This window comes from Streptococcus orisasini, assembly GCF_001431045.1.
In the GTDB taxonomy this organism is placed as follows: Bacteria; Bacillota; Bacilli; order Lactobacillales; family Streptococcaceae; genus Streptococcus; species Streptococcus orisasini.
The window spans coordinates 1-16,379 of record NZ_BCLE01000017.1 but is presented as its reverse complement, the minus strand read 5'-3'; the positions used below and the strand labels follow the sequence as shown (position 1 = coordinate 16,379).

Genomic DNA, 16,379 nt, shown 5'->3' with positions numbered 1-16,379 from the left:
CCTTATGTCATCTTTTATACATTGATTCAATTGTCTTCAGCTTTTCTTTGACCAACTGCTGCAGCTCAACAGGTGCCAAAACCTCGACTGCTGTTAGCAGCTGAAACACCAAATGACAGGCGACAGACAAACTTGAAGTATAAAACACAATCTTGCCCTGCTCTTTACAAGCAGCTAATATTGACGCATCCAGTACCTTGGTTATAGCAAAGATATCTTCAGGCTTGTAAGCTAAAACAACCTTGGCATAGCCTTCAATCGGCTCTAAAGAAAAATCAGAATAAGCTGGCTTTTGAAATGTTAACGGCGGACAAGAGCGACTTGTAAACACGTCCTCCAACAAGGTCAGTGAGGCCATTCGCTGCAGTTTAAAAAGACGAAAGTCTTCTCGTTCTCGGCAAAAAGCATATAAATACCAAGCCGAATCCTTAAAAACTAATTGATACGGCTCAATTTCTCGCTTTCTTCTGCCAGTTTTTGAAACATAGTCTAACAGAATACAATTTCTTGTTTCAATGGCTTTCTGCAAGATCTCAATCTTCTTTTGAACAAAACTGTCTGCATACCAAGAAGAAAAATTAATATAATGATTAGCTCGAGAAGTCTCATCTTTTTCCTCAGGCAAAAGTTTTGCTATCAAAGCAGTCAAATCCGGCTGCTGCTTGATACTTTGCAGACCCTTTAAAGCACTCTCAAGATTTGTAATGTCTACTTTTGATAAAATACGTTTGTCTATTTTATAGCTTTTCATTAGCGAAAGGCCACCACAGCGGCCGGCATAAGAAACAATGGGAATTCCCGCTTGATTAAGACTGTCCAAGTCCCGGTAAATCGTGCGCTTGGACACCTCAAATTTCTCTGCCAGTTCTTTAGCGGTTACCTTATCTCTTTCTGAAAGTAGGGACAAAATAGCCAGTAATCTTTCTAATTTCATTTTTCCTATCTGTCAAAATCTTTATGATGTGAAGGTCAGGCTGTCCTTATTAAAAGTCATCTTCAGTTGGTACTTGTCCTCAGCATTTTTTTCAATATAACCCAGCAAATCCAGAGCCTGCACAAAAATATCAGGACGTCTTTGGGCAACTTCCTCCTTGCGGCCAAATTTCAAAAGAAAGCTGGTCATGTATTTGAGGGCGTATTCGGGATTGACATCCCCCAACAAACGATAGAGAGTCTCTTGTTTTCTTGACAGAGGCAGATTTTCTTGAAGTTTAAAAAAGTAATTAGATAAGGTCAGTGAATCCCTGCTAATACTTGTTTTCTCAACAATAAGCGCCTTGTTTGTCTGATTGGACAGACAGGTTTCAAAAGTTAAAGTCAGTAAATCCTGATAAATGGACGACTGGTCATCTACAAAAATCTGACTGTCCAATGTTAGACCGTCAAGATTTTTTAACAGTTCAAAAGCATTGCTGTAACGCTTATTTTCACGCAAAATATAACCCGCCTGAACATAGTCTTCAATCGAACGCTCTAAATTCTTAACTGCAGCAAAGTCCTTCTTAATCTGTCGCAAAGTGACATCATCATGAAGCTGCAGATAATTGATAAGGTCTGTAAAAAATGGCTGGCGCATTAATTTGCTACCATTGTAAATTTTAATCATCCAGTTCTCCTAAATAAACTAAGTGCTTGGACTGGGCCAGCTGACTGGGATTGGTTCCCGCTTGATTTAAAGGCACAGCCAGCCCCAAATCATCATAATAGGCCTGCCAAAAATCCGAAACAGCCTTTTCATCATCGCCAAACTGCATAGGAATAGTATCAAAAATGGGCAGAATAGCAGCAATATACTGAGAGCAATAAAAGCTCTGTTCCCCTGGATAAAAGCTTGCATTGTAGGGCTTACCCAAGTGTTTTTCAGCCTCCGCAAGGACAGCCTGACTGTCAATCTGCGGATAGCGGTAGACAAAAACCTTTTGATTTTTATCTGCCAAAAATGCTGCCAAATCTTGTTTGATAACCCCGTCTTCTCCTCTTGCATGGTAAACCTGACCATCCAAATAAACAGCAACATGATTGTAGCGCCCTGTTGTTGCTTTAATCGCCTGAGCCATATCAGACTGATCGGCTGTAAAAAACAAATCACCGCTTTGCAAATGTTGAATTTTCATAATAGCTCTATTGTATCATAAAATAAGGCATTGACAGAAACCATTGTTTTTACAGCAAAAAAAGAGAGTGGATAGAAATCAATAATTCGAAGAATTTGATTTCTATCCCACCTCTGCAAAGTTGGTTAGGGATTGACATGAACTAACGTTCATAGAATTGGATATCCTCCAACAGTTCCCCAGACTGTTGGAACTATCATTTGTATAGCAAGGGATAAGGATATCCAACCAACCACTGCGCCTAGCAAATAAAATTGACCAAATAAATAAGGCTGAGAACTTTTGTCTCAACCTCTTCCTTGTTTATTGATTATCTTAGGCGTTAAAGCTTTCCGTCAGCTGAGGCACCACTTGTTTCTTACGTGAAACAGCACCTTTAAGAAAGGCATGGTTGTTTTCAAGTTTGAAGTTGAAAGCTGCTTCAACCTTATCAGTATTGCTGCCCAAAGCCAAAATTTCTGAGTTCGAATTTAAAATATCTGTAATCATCAAGACAAAATCTGAGTAACCGTTGGCTGCTTGTGAAGCTTGAATTGCTTCTTCAATTTCAGATTGACGTTCTAAAACATCGTTGATATCAACAGTGTTTACTTGAGCCACACGAACTTGATTGCCCTTAAGTTCAAATGTTTTGGCATCGATATCAATAAGCTCTGCAGCTGATTTGCTAGCCAAATTAGTACCAGCCTTAAGCATAGCCAAGCCATATTCTTGTAAATCAACGCCAGCAATTTTAGCCAAATCTTCAGCAACTGCTGGATCAGAAGCATGAGTCGTTGGCGATTTCAGCAAAAGCGTATCTGAAATCAGACCTGACAGCATTAATCCTGCAATTTCTTTTGGAATAGCTAGGCCGTTTTCCTTATAGAGACGATAAACGATTGATGAAGCAGATCCGACGGGTTCTAAACGCATATAAAGAGGATTTGCCGTTTCAAAATTAGCGACACGGTGATGGTCAACCACTTCAATCACTTCAACATCACGAATGTCAGCAATTGACTGCTGAAACTCATTATGGTCAGTTAGGATAACTTGTTCAGCACCTTCTGCTTTAGCAGAAGTAACAACACGCGGTGCTTCAAGGCCAAAATAATCCAGCACAAAAGCTGTTTCTTCGTTAGGTTCTCCCAGAGCAACAGCTTCAGCATTAACACCAAGCTGAGCTTTTAAATGAGCATATGCAACTGATGATCCAATAGCATCTGAATCTGGATTTTGGTGACCAAAAACTAAAATTTTAGACATAACATTACCTCGTTTTTATTTTTCATCTCATTTTACCAAATTTGATGCCATTAAGCAAAAGAAGCTTTAGCCGAATTTTTAAGAATTTAAAGAACAGTTTTTAAGCAACAAAAAAGACCGAAAACATTCATTTCGGCCTTCTATAATCAGTTATAAGAACAAAAACATTAGAGTAGCTGCCTTTGCAATCTGTCACCGCTTAGGATCTTAGACATTAATTCTGCGCTTGTATTCCTCGTATGTTTCTGTGTGCATGAGTTCTTTGGCATTGCGTACACGGTCAGGTGTAGGCGGTTTTACATCTTCCAGAGAATAAGGAATTCCCAGTTCATGCCACTTAAAAATTCCCATAGTGTGATAAGGAAGTACTTCAAAACGTTCAACATTTTTCAAGGTCTTGACAAATTCACCCAATTTAATCAAATCCTCATCGCGGTCTGTCAGTCCAGGCACTAAAACATGACGAATCCAAACAGGTTTGCCGATATCAGACAGATAACGGGCGCAGTCCAGAATGTTTTTATTGCCGTGGCCGGTAACAATTTTATGCTGAGCCGGATTGATTTCTTTAATATCCAGCAGCACTAAATCTGTAACTGCCATCAGCTTATTGTATTTTTCCAAATAGGTAGGCGTATTTCTGAAAGTAAGTGCACAGGTATCTAGAGTTGTATGAATGCCCTTTTCCTTAGCCAAGGTAAAAAGAGCAATCAAAAAATCAATTTGCAGCGTTGCTTCACCGCCAGAAACAGTGATGCCTCCCTTATCGCCCCAAAATCCTTTGAAACGCAGAGCTTCCTCTAAAACATCTTCTGCTGTTCGCTCTGTTGCCCTGTCATTTTTCAGTGCCCAAGTATCCGGATTGTGGCAGTACTGGCACCGCATTTGGCAACCCTGCATAAAGACAACAAAGCGCACGCCAGGACCATCTACGGAACCAAAAGATTCTGTGGAATTAACAAGTCCGGTTACCTTCCTGTAATCAATTTCTTCTGTCATAATTTTCTTTCCTGTAAACGTTTTTCTTATTTCATTATAACACTTTAAGCACAAAAAAGACTAACATTCTGTTCAGTCTTTTTCATCTTCTTTTTCTTCAATTTCTGTCACCAGCAATTTAAGCTTAGTGATACGTCCGTCTTTAACCTTATCGTTGATTAGCTCCAAGTGCTTATTATTGCTGTCAACACTGAAATGCTCTTTCTCATCCTGGCTTGGAATTGTTCCAACACCGGTCAGGTAAAAGCCGGCAATAGTATCAACATCATCGCTTTCAAGGTCTGTTTCAAAATATTCATTGAAATCATTAAGCGTCATCGTTCCAAGAACGATATAAGTATTGTCGGCAATCTCGCGGACAGAGACCGCAGCCTTGTCCGTCTCGTCATCGATTTCACCGACAATTTCTTCCAAAAGATCTTCCAGCGTTACAAGACCTGCCACACCGCCGTATTCATCCAATAGAATGGCCATTTGATTTTGAGTGTTTCTAAGAGCCGCCAAAAGGTCATTGACAAAAATAGTCTCTGGCACAAAAAGCGGTTCCTGTAAGATCTTGCGAAGATTAATATGGTCAAATCCTTCTTTAAAACCAGCATCTAAGAGCCTCTTTGTATGAATTAAACCAATAATCTTATCTTTATCCCCATCATAAACAGGAATACGGGAAAATCTCTCATTCAAAATAGATTGAATAATGTCACTGGTATCGTCATTGATATCCACCATGAAGGCATCAGTTCTAGGAACCATAACTTCACGCGCCATCAGCTCATCGAGGGAAAAGACACCCTGCAGCATTTCAATTTCATCAGCATCCAGAGTCTCTTCACTGTTTGTCAGCATATATTCGATTTCATCACGCGTCATTTTTTCATCCGCATCATCAAAGGTCATTGGAGTGATGTAACTCAGCAGATTGGTTGAAGCCGAAAGAAGCCAGACAAAAGGACTGACAAGTTTTCCAAGAAAAATGATAATCGGAGCTGAATACACCGCCAGACTGTCCTTGAGATTCAGGGCAATGCGTTTAGGATAGAGCTCTCCCAAGACAATCGAAATATAAGTCAAGAAAGCAAGCGCAATAACACTGCCTGCGGTTCGTGCTGTTGCAGAATTACCAAACCAAGTGGCAATCTCACGTCCCAGAGAATCTGCTAAACTTGCCCCAGATAAGAGGGTAATGAGTGTTATCCCGACCTGAATAGTTGATAGAAAATGATTTGGTTTTTCTAAAACTCTCAAGAGACGGATGTATTTCTTTTCACCATCCTCAGCCTTTTGTTCAACACGTGCCCGGTTTAAAGACACCAGAGCCATTTCTGTAGCCGAGAAAAAGGCATTGCAAAGCGTTAAAATAAGCAGTAATAAAAACTGTAAGATCAAGGATTGACTACTAGGGTCTTCCATTCGTTATTTCTCTCCTAAATGATATATAGTCAGTCTATTATAACACAATTTTATTTTTCTTGTGATACTCATAAACACCGGCAATGAATTTTACAATTTCCTTAATAATAGCGTAAGCCGGTACCGCAACTAACATGCCGACAAGTCCTGCAATATTACTTCCCAAGACCAAAAGCACCATAATGGTCAAGGGATGAATTTTCATGGCACTGCCAACAACACGCGGATAAACAATATTTCCGTCAATCTGCTGCAAGGTCATAATATAGATAATGGCGATAACCATTTTTTTAGGATCGCTGGCGATATAGGCTAAAACTACTGGGGTCAACCCCAGATAAGGACCGACATAAGGCACAACATTCGTAATCCCAGCGACCAGAGCAAATAAGAAAGCATACTGGACTCCCATAACTTTATAGCCAATCAGAGCAAAAACAAAAATAAAGGCCGCGTCAATTGCCACACCGCTAATATAACGGGCAATGGTCTTATTCATCTGTCCTAAGAGTTGACTGATATTATGAGTATCATTCTTCAAAACAGAACGCTCCAGCATGGGCAGCAGTCCTTCGCCATCCTTTAGCAAATAAAATAAGATAACCGGTGTAATAATCAATATCATGACGGTATTTGTAATCATAGAAACAATGCTGGACACACTAACCGTCACGCTGTTAAGAACATTTTTCAAAATATCCACATAAGACAGGTTGAATTGTTTCAAAAGGGCATTAATATCAATATTTTTAAAAGCCGGATTATCCTTCCATTCATTAACTAAATCCTGCAGACCTACATAGATATTCTGGCTAGCCGATATCAAATCCGTCAGCTGATTAATTAAATTAGGAATCAGGCTGGTAATCGAGAAGATCAGTAAGGAAATTAAGGCCGCAAAGATAATGACAATTCCCCAAATCCGCTTCACCTTAAAATGCTTTTCTAAGAAAGTAACAGCAGGGTCAGTAAGATAATAAAGAAAGCCACCCAGCAAAAAAGGCATCAAAAAGGTCTTAGCAACGCTGAAAAAAGGACTAAGGATGCTCCCCATCTGCCGCCAAGTAAACAGAATCAAGGTTAGCAGCAAAATTTCTACTGTCCAAAAAAATAACTTGTTATTCTTAAACATAACCCCTCCTTTTGCGCTTATTTTACCACATTTTTGTGTTATAATAAATAACAATTAAGCGACAAAGGGGTAAAAGATGGCACTTATTTCACTAGAACATGTAACTCTGAAAAGGCAAGGAAAAATTCTTCTGGACAATCTGAACTGGCAAGTCCATAAGGGAGAGAATTGGGCTATTTTAGGACTTAACGGTTCTGGCAAAACGACCCTGCTGAAATTAATTATGGCTGAGTATTGGTCTTCAGAAGGTCAGGTTGAGGTTTTGGGCACCAAATTCGGACAGGGAAACATCCCTAACATGCGGACTAAAATTGGTGTTGTCGGATCCTTTATTGCTGAGCGTCTGCCCAAAAATATGTTGGCTGAAAAAATTGTCCTGACTGGAAAATACAAATCCAGCATTCTTTATAAGGCTTACGGCGATAAGGAATTAGATGAGGCGCGCCATATGCTGAGAGCAATTGGCGGAGAGCATCTTATAGGCCGTTCCTATGCTGGCCTATCACAAGGTGAAAAACAACTCCTCTTGATTGCCAGAAGTTTAATGGAAGATCCTGAAATTATCATTTTAGATGAGGCAACGAGCGGACTTGACCTCTTTGCCAGAGAAAAACTGCTTACGCAGGTTGATAAAATTGCCAAACTTCCGCATTCTCCTTTGATCTTGTATGTCACCCACCATGCTGAGGAAATCACCAGTACCATGGATCACATTCTTCTCTTGAAGAAAGGAAGAATTATTGCTCAGGGCAAAAAAGAAGACATTATCACTCAGGAAGTTCTGTCAGACTTCTATGACAATCACGTAAAAATTATTCCTATCGATGAAGAGCGCTTCTTTATCAAGCCGGAAGTATAAGTTAAATAAGAAGTTAAAACCGATAATCTCAAATAAGAGATCATCGGTTTTAGTTAGCAATAAATTAAAGGTTAAAGGGTCTTAGTACTAATCCCCATTCTTGTTTTGAACAGTTACTGTATTGTACAAAGCTTTGCCAGCTTTGACATCTTCCCATGTCCCAATTTTGACACCTTCTGAATAGTAACCATCCAGTGCACCTTCGCGCTGTAAAACAGTTTGTTCATAGGCTACTTTAGAATTCCATTCTGTGATATCAACATCTGCTAGAGATTTATGCAGAGCTGTAATGGGATCCATGTCTTTTCCACCAGATGTAAATAAGGTTCCGTGGGAGTTCAATAAGAAACCATTTCGAAGAGCTTTATCACCAATTTTTTTAATTTCTTCAGCAACATATTCTGCTAGTTCTTCAGAACACATGGGGTGCCAGTTTAATGTACGAATTTCTTTTAATTTTTGGGTTGCTTCTGTCAGATTTGGCATATTTAGTCCAGTGGTGGCCCAAAACATTGATTGATCAGCGTGTGAATGGAATACACATTTAATATCTGGGTTAGCATCGTAAATCGCTTCGTGCATATTAATTTCGCGCGTAACCTTGCCATTACCTGAAAGGACTTTTCGCGTATGCGGTTCAATGACTAAAATTTGATCGGCTGTTAAATGGCCCAAATAAGCTTCAGACATCATTGTCGGAGTCATCACATAGTATTCTTTTCCTTCTTCATCTGTCACACGAATACTGATATTTCCTCCAACAATATTGGTGTCACGGCGATCCATAACTGTTTTTACAACTTTTGCCAAATCTTCACGTTCGTATTCAAACGGAATACGACCTGCTGGATATCTCATAACTAATCCACCTTTCTATTTTCCTCTAGATTGATGCAGCGCCTTCATTTTTTCTGAGGCAAGCTTTTTCTTTTCTAAATATTTAGGGAACAAAATAGAAGTTCCTTGTTTATTTACTAGTAAACCTAATACAATCACAAAAATATTTAGCCAATATAATTTTGTATAGATGGCCACTATAAATAGCAAAAATGCTAGAAAGCTTAGGAAAGTCCAAAATACTTTAGATTTTACAGTCATACTCAGTTCCTTCTAAAGATTTACTAGTCTTTGTATTTGCTTGCTGGGATTGGATTTTTCTTGAAGCCTCTGTACAAAACATAAAACAATGCCAACAGTGCCATCAAACCAACAATTGCCATGATATTGCCGCGGCCAGCCCAGCCTGCCAAGAAGCGGAGATCTGGCGCTTCGATAGAACTCCATGAAACTTCTGATCCTTTGGGAACGTTGATTGCTCCAGTGCTTTTAGCCAATTTTGTAAAGATGTTTGCAAAGTAGGTTGAGCCATATAAGAACAGTGGTTCGTAGATAATACCTAGGACAAGCATTCTCAGCAAATTGCCACCTGTTAATAGAAGACCACCTACACCAAGACAATAGTTAATGACACCAGCAAGAGGCAAGATTTCATTGCCTGGCAGAATCGCAGCAAACAAAATAGATACAGGTATCAAGAGAACCATTGTCACCCATAGCTCTGTACTTTGACCAACAATAGGCCAGTCCAAACCAATAACAAATTCACGGCCTTTTACGTGTTTTTTCATGAAATCGCTCATTGTGGTACCAAATGGTGTCAACGCATCCATGAAAAATTTAGCCATGACTGGGAAAATGGCCATGACGGCACCAGTTGTGACTGCAAGATTCAATGAATTAGCAATTCCATACTGTCCAATCAACCCTAAAAGCAAGCCAATAATAGCCCCCATCACGACAGGTTCACTCAAAATACCAATTTTACGTTTTAAGGCATCGGCATCCCATTTTTTATTAAAGACAGGAATATAGTCCATCAATTTATTGACAGGACTCATAATTACTGCAGTAAAGGTTTCAATGTGTGTTACAGTTACACCTTCATAACCTAACATATCCTTAATTTCATCTGCCCACATGTCGCCTAATTTTAAGGAGATGACAACTTGAATACCTGCAACTACAAAACTCCAAAGCATATTTCCAGAGAATTGATATACGATGTAGCCAGTCAGAGCAACTCCCCATACATTCCACATATCAGCATTCAAGGTTTTGGTCATTTTACTAAGCAGCATAACCAAATTAATCCCAAGTTCAACTGCAAAAAATGCAAATGCCAGCGGCCAAGCCCAAGTGATTGCTGAAGCTCCTGTCCAGCCAAAGTCAACAACTGGCAAGTTAATTCCTGTGTTTTTTGCCAAAGCTTTCGCTGCTGGACTAACTGCTGCAGTCAATTGATTAATAGCTAAGCTCATTCCAATAAAACCAGTCCCTAGATAAAGTCCTGATAGCAAAGCTTTAGAAGGCTTCATTCCGAAGATCAAACCCAAGATAGCAATAAAGATGGGAATAAGAACAGTAGATCCAACTCCCAATATAGCTTGAACAATATCATTCCAGTTCATAATAAATTCCCCCTGAGAATTCTATATTTTAATTACGCTTGTTTATGTTTTTCAACAATTTCTTTAATACGTTCGTTCGCCTCATCTTGTCCCATACCTGTCAGCCAGGGCAAGCCGACCATTCCAACTACACCATGATCATCAAGTACCTCTTGAAGTTCTTTATTCGCTGGGGCAATTCCGATATAGACAATAATGCTTGGATCATTTTCGATTGTTGATTTAGCTGTTTCAATAGGTTTAGGAGCTGCTTTAGCATACCCATCTAATCCTACTGAGGCCAGATAGTCATTTACCTTATTTGTTACTTGGGGACTTGTGGCAACACCTGAACCACAGCACACTAAAATTGTTTTCATAAAAGCACTCCTTTTCATTCTTCAAAACTGTTGACAACTAAATCGTGCATTTCTTTTTTAGTTGTGACCTTTTTAAATTTATTGACAAATTCACTATCTTGAAACGCTGCCATCATACTTGCTAATAATTGCGGCTGTTTCGATCCATCTTTGATTCCTAAAAACAGGAAATCTCTAGCAGACATTTCCGCTGCATCTCCCATTTGTCTAACATCTAAGACGCCATTGTTCCTTGCAATGTAGATAAATGGCTCTTTGATATACTTACTATCCACATGCGGAAAGGCAACAGATATCTCTGGAAATTGCAGCCCTGTTGGGTAGGACAATTCCCGTTTTTCTAAACCAGCAATGTAGCCTAGCTCTGCAACGCCTTTTTCTATAGCTCGCATTCCTATTAGGTCAAACAGCTGTGCTTCATCTGATACAGCAATGTCCAAGTCAATCAGGTCTTCTTTGAACATTTCACTAATCATGACAATCTCTCCTTTCGTAAATGATATCGCTTACATCTCTAATTATAATCAAAATAATTCATAAGTCAATCATTTTCGAAACTTTTTTGAATGTTTTTTTACGATATTGATTATTCATTGATTATTCCTTAATTGTATACTATAATAAAAACAAATACATTTAATGAAGAGGTATGAATAGTGATTAAAAATATTCGGTGGAATAAAATCATTGATTTAATAAATATGAACGGGGGAATGATGACAACCTCTGAAATTGCCGCCCTAACTGGGGTGTCTGAAGTCACAATTCGTCGCGATCTGAAACAATTAGAAGAGCAGGGAAAATTAAAACGAGAGCATGGTGGAGCCTTATCCATTGATCGCTCAAGACATATTGAATTTTCAACAGATGAAAAATTACTGCTAAATGTCGAAAAGAAAAACAACATAGGAAAAAAACTTGGTGATTTAATTCCCAGCAATTCTACTGTGTATCTTGGTGCTGGTACTACACTTCTTTTAGCAATACCTTATCTAGCAACCAAAAATATAAGATTTGTCACAAACAGTTATCCTGCCTTTCAAGCATTACTGGAATACGACAATCAAATCATATTAACTGCCGGTGAGTTTTATAAGAGAACTGGTGAATTTTTAGGGCCGATTGCTGAAGCTTCGTTTAAAGATTTAAATATAGACTTTGCTCTTTGTTCCACAAATGGCATTAGTAAAAATAGAGTTACAACCAGTAACTCTACACAGGGAAGTATACAATTGACAGCTATGCATTGTGCAAATAAAAAAATCATTGTAGCAGATACATCAAAGATTGGAATATCTGATATGATAACATTTGCTCCTCTAGAAGCTTTTGATATTTTAGTCAGCGATGATAACTGGGAACCCACTAAAAAGGACGAGTACTCAAAATATACAAAGATACTATAAATATCTGGAAAGGAAGTCCTATATGATTATTACACTTACCATGAATCCTTCTGTAGACTACCTCTATAAAGTCGATAGCCTATCCTCAGGAAAATTAAACAGAGTACAACTAATAACCAAAATGGTGGGAGGAAAGGGAATTAATGCGGCACGCGTTTCTGCAATACTTGGCACAGAAACGACTGCACTTAGTATCATCGGCGGAATGAATGGAGATTATATTCTTTCCCAAACAAAAAATGATAAATTCACGTCAGATTTTATCCATACAACTGATGAAACTAGAAATTGCTACGTCATTTTAGATAAAGAGAATGTGAAGACAGAAATAAATGAATTGGGAGCAGCCATCACCCAACCTGTTCTAAGTGAACTTGAGGAAAAGATGGAATCTTATATTAAAGTCAAAGATATTACAGCGATTTCAATTAATGGCAGCCTGCCACTTAATTGTCCACATAATTTTTATTCTACCTTAATACAGAAAATAAGAAGGCTCAATCAGAATATCAAAATCTTGCTAGACACTTCTGGTGAGGCATTAAAAGACTGCTTAGACTCAGGTTTTCTACCGGATATCATTAAACCTAATGAGACCGAAATCGCCGAATTACTAAATACAGAAATAACTACTGATGCAAAAATGCTGCAAAAAAATATCACAGCTAATGAGCTGCTCTCTAATATCCCTATTATCTTTGTATCATTGGGAGCAAGCGGATCGCTTATCAAGTATGAAGATGAATTCTATAGAGTTACATTTCCAAAAGTCAAGGCTATTAATACACAAGGATCTGGTGATGCAACAGTCGGTGGTATCTTGTCTGCTATTGATAAACACAAATCTTTCATTGATGTATTAAAATATGGTTCTGCAGCAGGAACTGCTAACTCTTTAGATGTCAAAACAGGATTTTTAGAAAATAGTGTCTTTGATTCGGTCTATCAAGACGTTTCAGTAGCAAAATTGGAATATTAATTTGATCAAAGTGTGCCAAGGTGTACGCTTTTTTTGTTTTCGATCAATAATAAAAATATCATACTCTCATTAGATAAGATTGGCGTTTAATACACTGATGACAAAGTATTTTGGGATATTTCAAAACAAAACTTCACCGCCACAAAAATTTTAAGCTTTATGGACAGTTAAAATTTGACAACTAATTTTAAGATTCTGAGCCTTTTTAGAGAAAAAATAAAAAGACCTGATTCCCTTACACTTTAGGAATCAGGTTGCTGTTTCATTTTATTATTCAATTGTTTAATAGAAAAAAACTTTTTACTGTTCTTTAATCTATTTGTCTTTAGAACTATAAATCAAGGGCTAATTGCTCACTCAGACCCCTGTTCTTTCAATTTCTCCACCATGACCAAAAAAGGTGGCGTATTGATTTGATTGAGCGGCTGGTAAAGCATGGCCGCAAAGTTTTCCTGCGGCAGCTCTTTGACAAACTCCAGTACGGCATCTTTTTCCCTATCACCTCCCTCATGCCCATAGTAAATCATAATGGACAGACGGCCGCCGACTTCTAAGCCTGCTAGAATTTTCTCAATAGCCTGCAGGGTCGTGTCAGGCTTTGTGATAACAGACTTATCAGCAGACGGTAGGTAGCCCAGATTGAAAATAGCTGCGCGGATGGGTTCGGTCACATACCGATTCAGATTTTCATGCCCATCCAAAATGAGCTTAACATTAGTCAAGTTCAGCTGAGTTAAACGTTTTTGAGTGTTCTGCACTGCCTGTTCTTGCACATCAAAGGCATAGACCGTCTTAGCTAAAGCAGCTAAAAAAGCGGTATCGTGGCCATTGCCCATGGTCGCATCCACCGCGATACTATCCTTATCTAAAACTTCTGCCAAAAAATCATGAGAAAGGTCAATGGGGCGTTTGATCATAATTTAAAAAACATCTCCTGTATTTTGAAAAAATAATGCTTGGAATTCTGACAAGTTTTAATGAAGTAAGAGCTGAACCAAGGCGCTAATAAAATAAACACAAAAATAAAGATAATGAAGCGGCAGATTCCATTTCAAATAATTTTGTCTTGTCTCATTTGAAATAGGTTTACCGCTGTTCACCTCTTCTTCACTTTTTGAAAAACCAGTCAGGCGATGGCAGGACAATAGGACAATCAGCGGGATAACAGCCAGACTACGAACAGTTATGGGATAAGAGGTCAGCAAAAGGGTTGTTAGTCCCAAGAAAAATTGCAGACCAACACAAGCTTGATATAAATTCACAGCCCAAGTGTCCTGTCTAAATTTGCTGTAAAAATTAGAAAATCCTTGATCCATGTTATGACTTAATAAATAATTAAAATAGGCTCCTAATGTGATCGAATAAGTCAGCATAAATCCAGCAACGACAGCAGTCAATAAAAGCGTTAAATCGTAGATCATCGTTTTTCCTCTTACACCAATTTTCGCATCATTGATTAATCAAACGGATTGGCTAATTGCCTCTATTTTGCACCCTTGCACACTTCTGCGTCTCTCCATCTCCTTGTCAATAGCATTTAGGACCTCCCATTTGTTGAGACTCCACATGGGACCGATCAGCATGTGGCGAGGAGCATCGCCAGTAATGCGGTGAATAATGATATCTTTCGGAATAATTTCCAGCTGATCGCAGATAATATTGACATACTCGTCTTGACTAAGCAGCTGCAATCTGCCCTCGTGGTAGTCCCGCTGCATGCGGGTATTGGTCATCAGATGCAGCAAATGCAGTTTGATACCATCAATGTCATTATCGGTCACACAGCGGCGGACATTTTCCAACATCATCTCATGAGTTTCCCCCGGCAAACCGTTAATCAGATGGGAAACGATTTCTGCTTTGGGAGCCAATTGACGCAAGCGCTCTACCGTCTCGACATATAGTTCATAGCTGTGCGCCCGATTGATAAGTTTTGAGGTTTCTTCGTAGGTTGTCTGCAAGCCCAGCTCAACTGTCACATGCATTCGCTCAGAAAGTTCTGCCAAATAGGCAATGGTTTCATCAGGCAGGCAGTCTGGACGAGTACCAATATTGACACCAATAACTCCAGGTTCATTGATGGCCTGCTCGTAGCGTTCACGAATGACCTCTACCTTGTCATGAGTATTGGTGAAATTTTGAAAATAGACCAAATATTTCTTAACATCTGGCCACTTGCGGTGCATAAAATCAATTTCCTTGTAAAATTGGTCGCGAATCGGAGCCTCAGGTGCTACGATAGCATCACCAGAGCCAGATACCGTGCAAAAAGTACAGCCGCCATGGGCTACAGTACCGTCACGATTGGGACAGTCAAAGCCAGCATCAATAGGCACTTTAAAAATTTTTTCGCCAAAAAGGCGACGGTAATAGGCATTCAGAGTATTGTAACGTTTATTCATAACTATTATTTCTTTTAAAATTATTTTTTATATAAGGACTGTGGTGCAGGTGTTGAAAGGTAGAATGATCGCATTCAACAGCCGATTCCACAATATGGTAGGTCTGAAAAAGATGGTGCACCCGGTCTTTCAGCAGCTGTTCATTGCAGTCAGGAGCAACCAGCAGGTGAATCATGGCAATATTTTTTCGGCCATCTAAAGACCAAAGATTAAATTGATTGATGGCCTGAACCCATTCCAGTGCCAAAATTTCCCTCTCCAGCTCCTGAACATCACAATTTCCGGGAGCATGTTCCAAGAATACAGACAGATTCCTGATAAACTTAGGCAGGGCCTGACTCAAAATAAAGAGCGCAATCGCCACAGACAAGAACGGATCAAGAATATACCAGTCCGTCACTCTCAAAACCAGTGAGACAATAATAACAGCCACCCAGCCTAAAATATCTTCAAGAAAATGCAGGCTTAAAATGGATTCGTGTTCAGATGCTTCCCCATTTAAAACACGGCTGGCCACAATATTGACAGCAATAGCAATCAAGCCAAGGATCAACATACCATTGTAATTAACCGGCTCAGGATGCATTATTTTTTGAACATTTTCAAATAAAACCAAGCCGGATCCAATAATCAAAATAACGGCGGTCATCAAAGCTCCCAGCAGGCTAAAACGCCAATAGCCCAGTGTGTAGCGATAGTCACTTCTGCGCTTGGACAGGCGCTCAAAATAATAAGACAGACCAATAGCCAAGGCGTCGCCAAAATCGTGGACAGAATCGGCTAAAATGGCACTGGAATTAAAAATACCACCGAAAATCATCTCAACAATGGCAAAAACAAAATTGGACATAAAAGCGATAAAAATGCGACTGGTTGACTGATGAGCAACATTGTGATGATGATCGTGGTGATGATGCTTATGAGTTTCCATACTTTCTCCTTTCAATTTGTTAGTTGTATTGCGGCTAAAGCCGCTAATACAACTACGCAAAGTCCTGGGGGT

The 16,379-nt window shown here is 39.1% G+C and carries 19 protein-coding genes; 3 read left to right on the top strand and 16 right to left on the bottom strand.

Going from position 1 to position 16,379, the window contains the following annotated elements; all coding sequences use genetic code 11:
* Positions 1–7: 7 nt before the first annotated feature.
* From SCSH_RS03065 to SCSH_RS03035, 7 genes are all read right to left on the bottom strand, one after another.
* Entirely contained in the window at positions 8–934 is a 927-nt protein-coding gene (locus SCSH_RS03065) for a helix-turn-helix transcriptional regulator (RefSeq protein WP_057490429.1), read from the bottom strand.
* Positions 935–955: 21 nt separating this feature from the next.
* Positions 956–1,606 (bottom strand): DUF1803 domain-containing protein, encoded by a 651-nt coding sequence (locus SCSH_RS03060; protein ID WP_057490428.1) that lies wholly within the window; start codon positions 1,604–1,606, stop codon positions 956–958.
* On the bottom strand, positions 1,599–2,114 hold the full coding sequence (locus SCSH_RS03055) for a YiiX/YebB-like N1pC/P60 family cysteine hydrolase (RefSeq protein WP_057490427.1): 516 nt from the start codon (positions 2,112–2,114) through the stop codon (positions 1,599–1,601). Before SCSH_RS03055 ends, SCSH_RS03060 begins: the two co-directional genes overlap by 8 nt.
* A gap of 315 nt (positions 2,115–2,429) precedes the next feature.
* The gene (locus SCSH_RS03050; protein ID WP_057490426.1) at positions 2,430–3,362 is read right to left on the bottom strand and encodes a manganese-dependent inorganic pyrophosphatase; all 933 of its coding nucleotides are present in this window, start codon (positions 3,360–3,362) and stop codon (positions 2,430–2,432) included.
* A gap of 207 nt (positions 3,363–3,569) precedes the next feature.
* Positions 3,570–4,361, bottom strand: coding sequence for a pyruvate formate-lyase-activating protein (gene pflA / locus SCSH_RS03045; protein WP_057490425.1), 792 nt, complete (start codon positions 4,359–4,361; stop codon positions 3,570–3,572).
* A gap of 72 nt (positions 4,362–4,433) precedes the next feature.
* Complete coding sequence (locus SCSH_RS03040; RefSeq protein WP_057490424.1) at positions 4,434–5,771, bottom strand: hemolysin family protein; 1,338 nt, start codon at positions 5,769–5,771, stop codon at positions 4,434–4,436.
* A gap of 37 nt (positions 5,772–5,808) precedes the next feature.
* Positions 5,809–6,903: an AI-2E family transporter gene (locus SCSH_RS03035; protein ID WP_057490423.1), complete on the bottom strand. Its 1,095-nt coding sequence runs from the start codon at positions 6,901–6,903 to the stop codon at positions 5,809–5,811.
* Positions 6,904–6,979: 76 nt separating this feature from the next.
* On the opposite strand from SCSH_RS03035, the gene SCSH_RS03030 reads away from it, so the two are divergent.
* Positions 6,980–7,762 (top strand): ABC transporter ATP-binding protein, encoded by a 783-nt coding sequence (locus tag SCSH_RS03030; RefSeq protein WP_057490422.1) that lies wholly within the window; start codon positions 6,980–6,982, stop codon positions 7,760–7,762.
* A gap of 87 nt (positions 7,763–7,849) precedes the next feature.
* On the opposite strand, the gene SCSH_RS03025 is transcribed toward SCSH_RS03030, so the two are convergent.
* The 5 genes from SCSH_RS03025 to SCSH_RS03005 are packed head-to-tail and all read right to left on the bottom strand — an operon-like array spanning position 7,850 to position 11,065.
* Positions 7,850–8,620, bottom strand: coding sequence for a class II aldolase/adducin family protein (locus SCSH_RS03025; RefSeq protein WP_057490421.1), 771 nt, complete (start codon positions 8,618–8,620; stop codon positions 7,850–7,852).
* Positions 8,621–8,635: 15 nt separating this feature from the next.
* Complete coding sequence (locus SCSH_RS03020) at positions 8,636–8,860, bottom strand: hypothetical protein (protein ID WP_057490420.1); 225 nt, start codon at positions 8,858–8,860, stop codon at positions 8,636–8,638.
* A gap of 23 nt (positions 8,861–8,883) precedes the next feature.
* On the bottom strand, positions 8,884–10,230 hold the full coding sequence (locus SCSH_RS03015) for a PTS galactitol transporter subunit IIC (RefSeq protein WP_057490419.1): 1,347 nt from the start codon (positions 10,228–10,230) through the stop codon (positions 8,884–8,886).
* Between the two features lie 32 nt (positions 10,231–10,262).
* Positions 10,263–10,589: a PTS sugar transporter subunit IIB gene (locus SCSH_RS03010; RefSeq protein ID WP_057490418.1), complete on the bottom strand. Its 327-nt coding sequence runs from the start codon at positions 10,587–10,589 to the stop codon at positions 10,263–10,265.
* Between the two features lie 14 nt (positions 10,590–10,603).
* Complete coding sequence (locus SCSH_RS03005) at positions 10,604–11,065, bottom strand: PTS sugar transporter subunit IIA (protein ID WP_057490417.1); 462 nt, start codon at positions 11,063–11,065, stop codon at positions 10,604–10,606.
* 180 nt (positions 11,066–11,245) lie between these two features.
* On the opposite strand from SCSH_RS03005, the gene SCSH_RS03000 reads away from it, so the two are divergent.
* Both SCSH_RS03000 and SCSH_RS02995 read left to right on the top strand, forming a co-directional pair.
* Positions 11,246–11,995, top strand: coding sequence for a DeoR/GlpR family DNA-binding transcription regulator (locus SCSH_RS03000; RefSeq protein WP_057490416.1), 750 nt, complete (start codon positions 11,246–11,248; stop codon positions 11,993–11,995).
* 22 nt (positions 11,996–12,017) lie between these two features.
* Positions 12,018–12,974: a 1-phosphofructokinase family hexose kinase gene (locus SCSH_RS02995; protein WP_057490415.1), complete on the top strand. Its 957-nt coding sequence runs from the start codon at positions 12,018–12,020 to the stop codon at positions 12,972–12,974.
* A 353-nt stretch (positions 12,975–13,327) separates the two neighbouring features.
* Here the strand turns inward: SCSH_RS02995 and mnmM are convergent, their stop codons facing one another.
* The 4 genes from mnmM to SCSH_RS02975 are packed head-to-tail and all read right to left on the bottom strand — an operon-like array spanning position 13,328 to position 16,307.
* Complete coding sequence (mnmM, locus tag SCSH_RS02990) at positions 13,328–13,891, bottom strand: tRNA 5-(aminomethyl)-2-thiouridylate-methyltransferase MnmM (RefSeq protein ID WP_057490414.1); 564 nt, start codon at positions 13,889–13,891, stop codon at positions 13,328–13,330.
* 57 nt (positions 13,892–13,948) lie between these two features.
* Positions 13,949–14,395, bottom strand: a complete 447-nt coding sequence (locus tag SCSH_RS02985; protein WP_057490413.1) for a hypothetical protein — start codon at positions 14,393–14,395, stop codon at positions 13,949–13,951.
* Positions 14,396–14,434: 39 nt separating this feature from the next.
* Positions 14,435–15,376: a tRNA modification radical SAM protein MnmL/YtqA gene (gene mnmL / locus SCSH_RS02980; protein ID WP_057490412.1), complete on the bottom strand. Its 942-nt coding sequence runs from the start codon at positions 15,374–15,376 to the stop codon at positions 14,435–14,437.
* Complete coding sequence (locus SCSH_RS02975) at positions 15,369–16,307, bottom strand: cation diffusion facilitator family transporter (protein WP_057490411.1); 939 nt, start codon at positions 16,305–16,307, stop codon at positions 15,369–15,371. Before SCSH_RS02975 ends, mnmL begins: the two co-directional genes overlap by 8 nt.
* Positions 16,308–16,379: the final 72 nt, after the last annotated feature.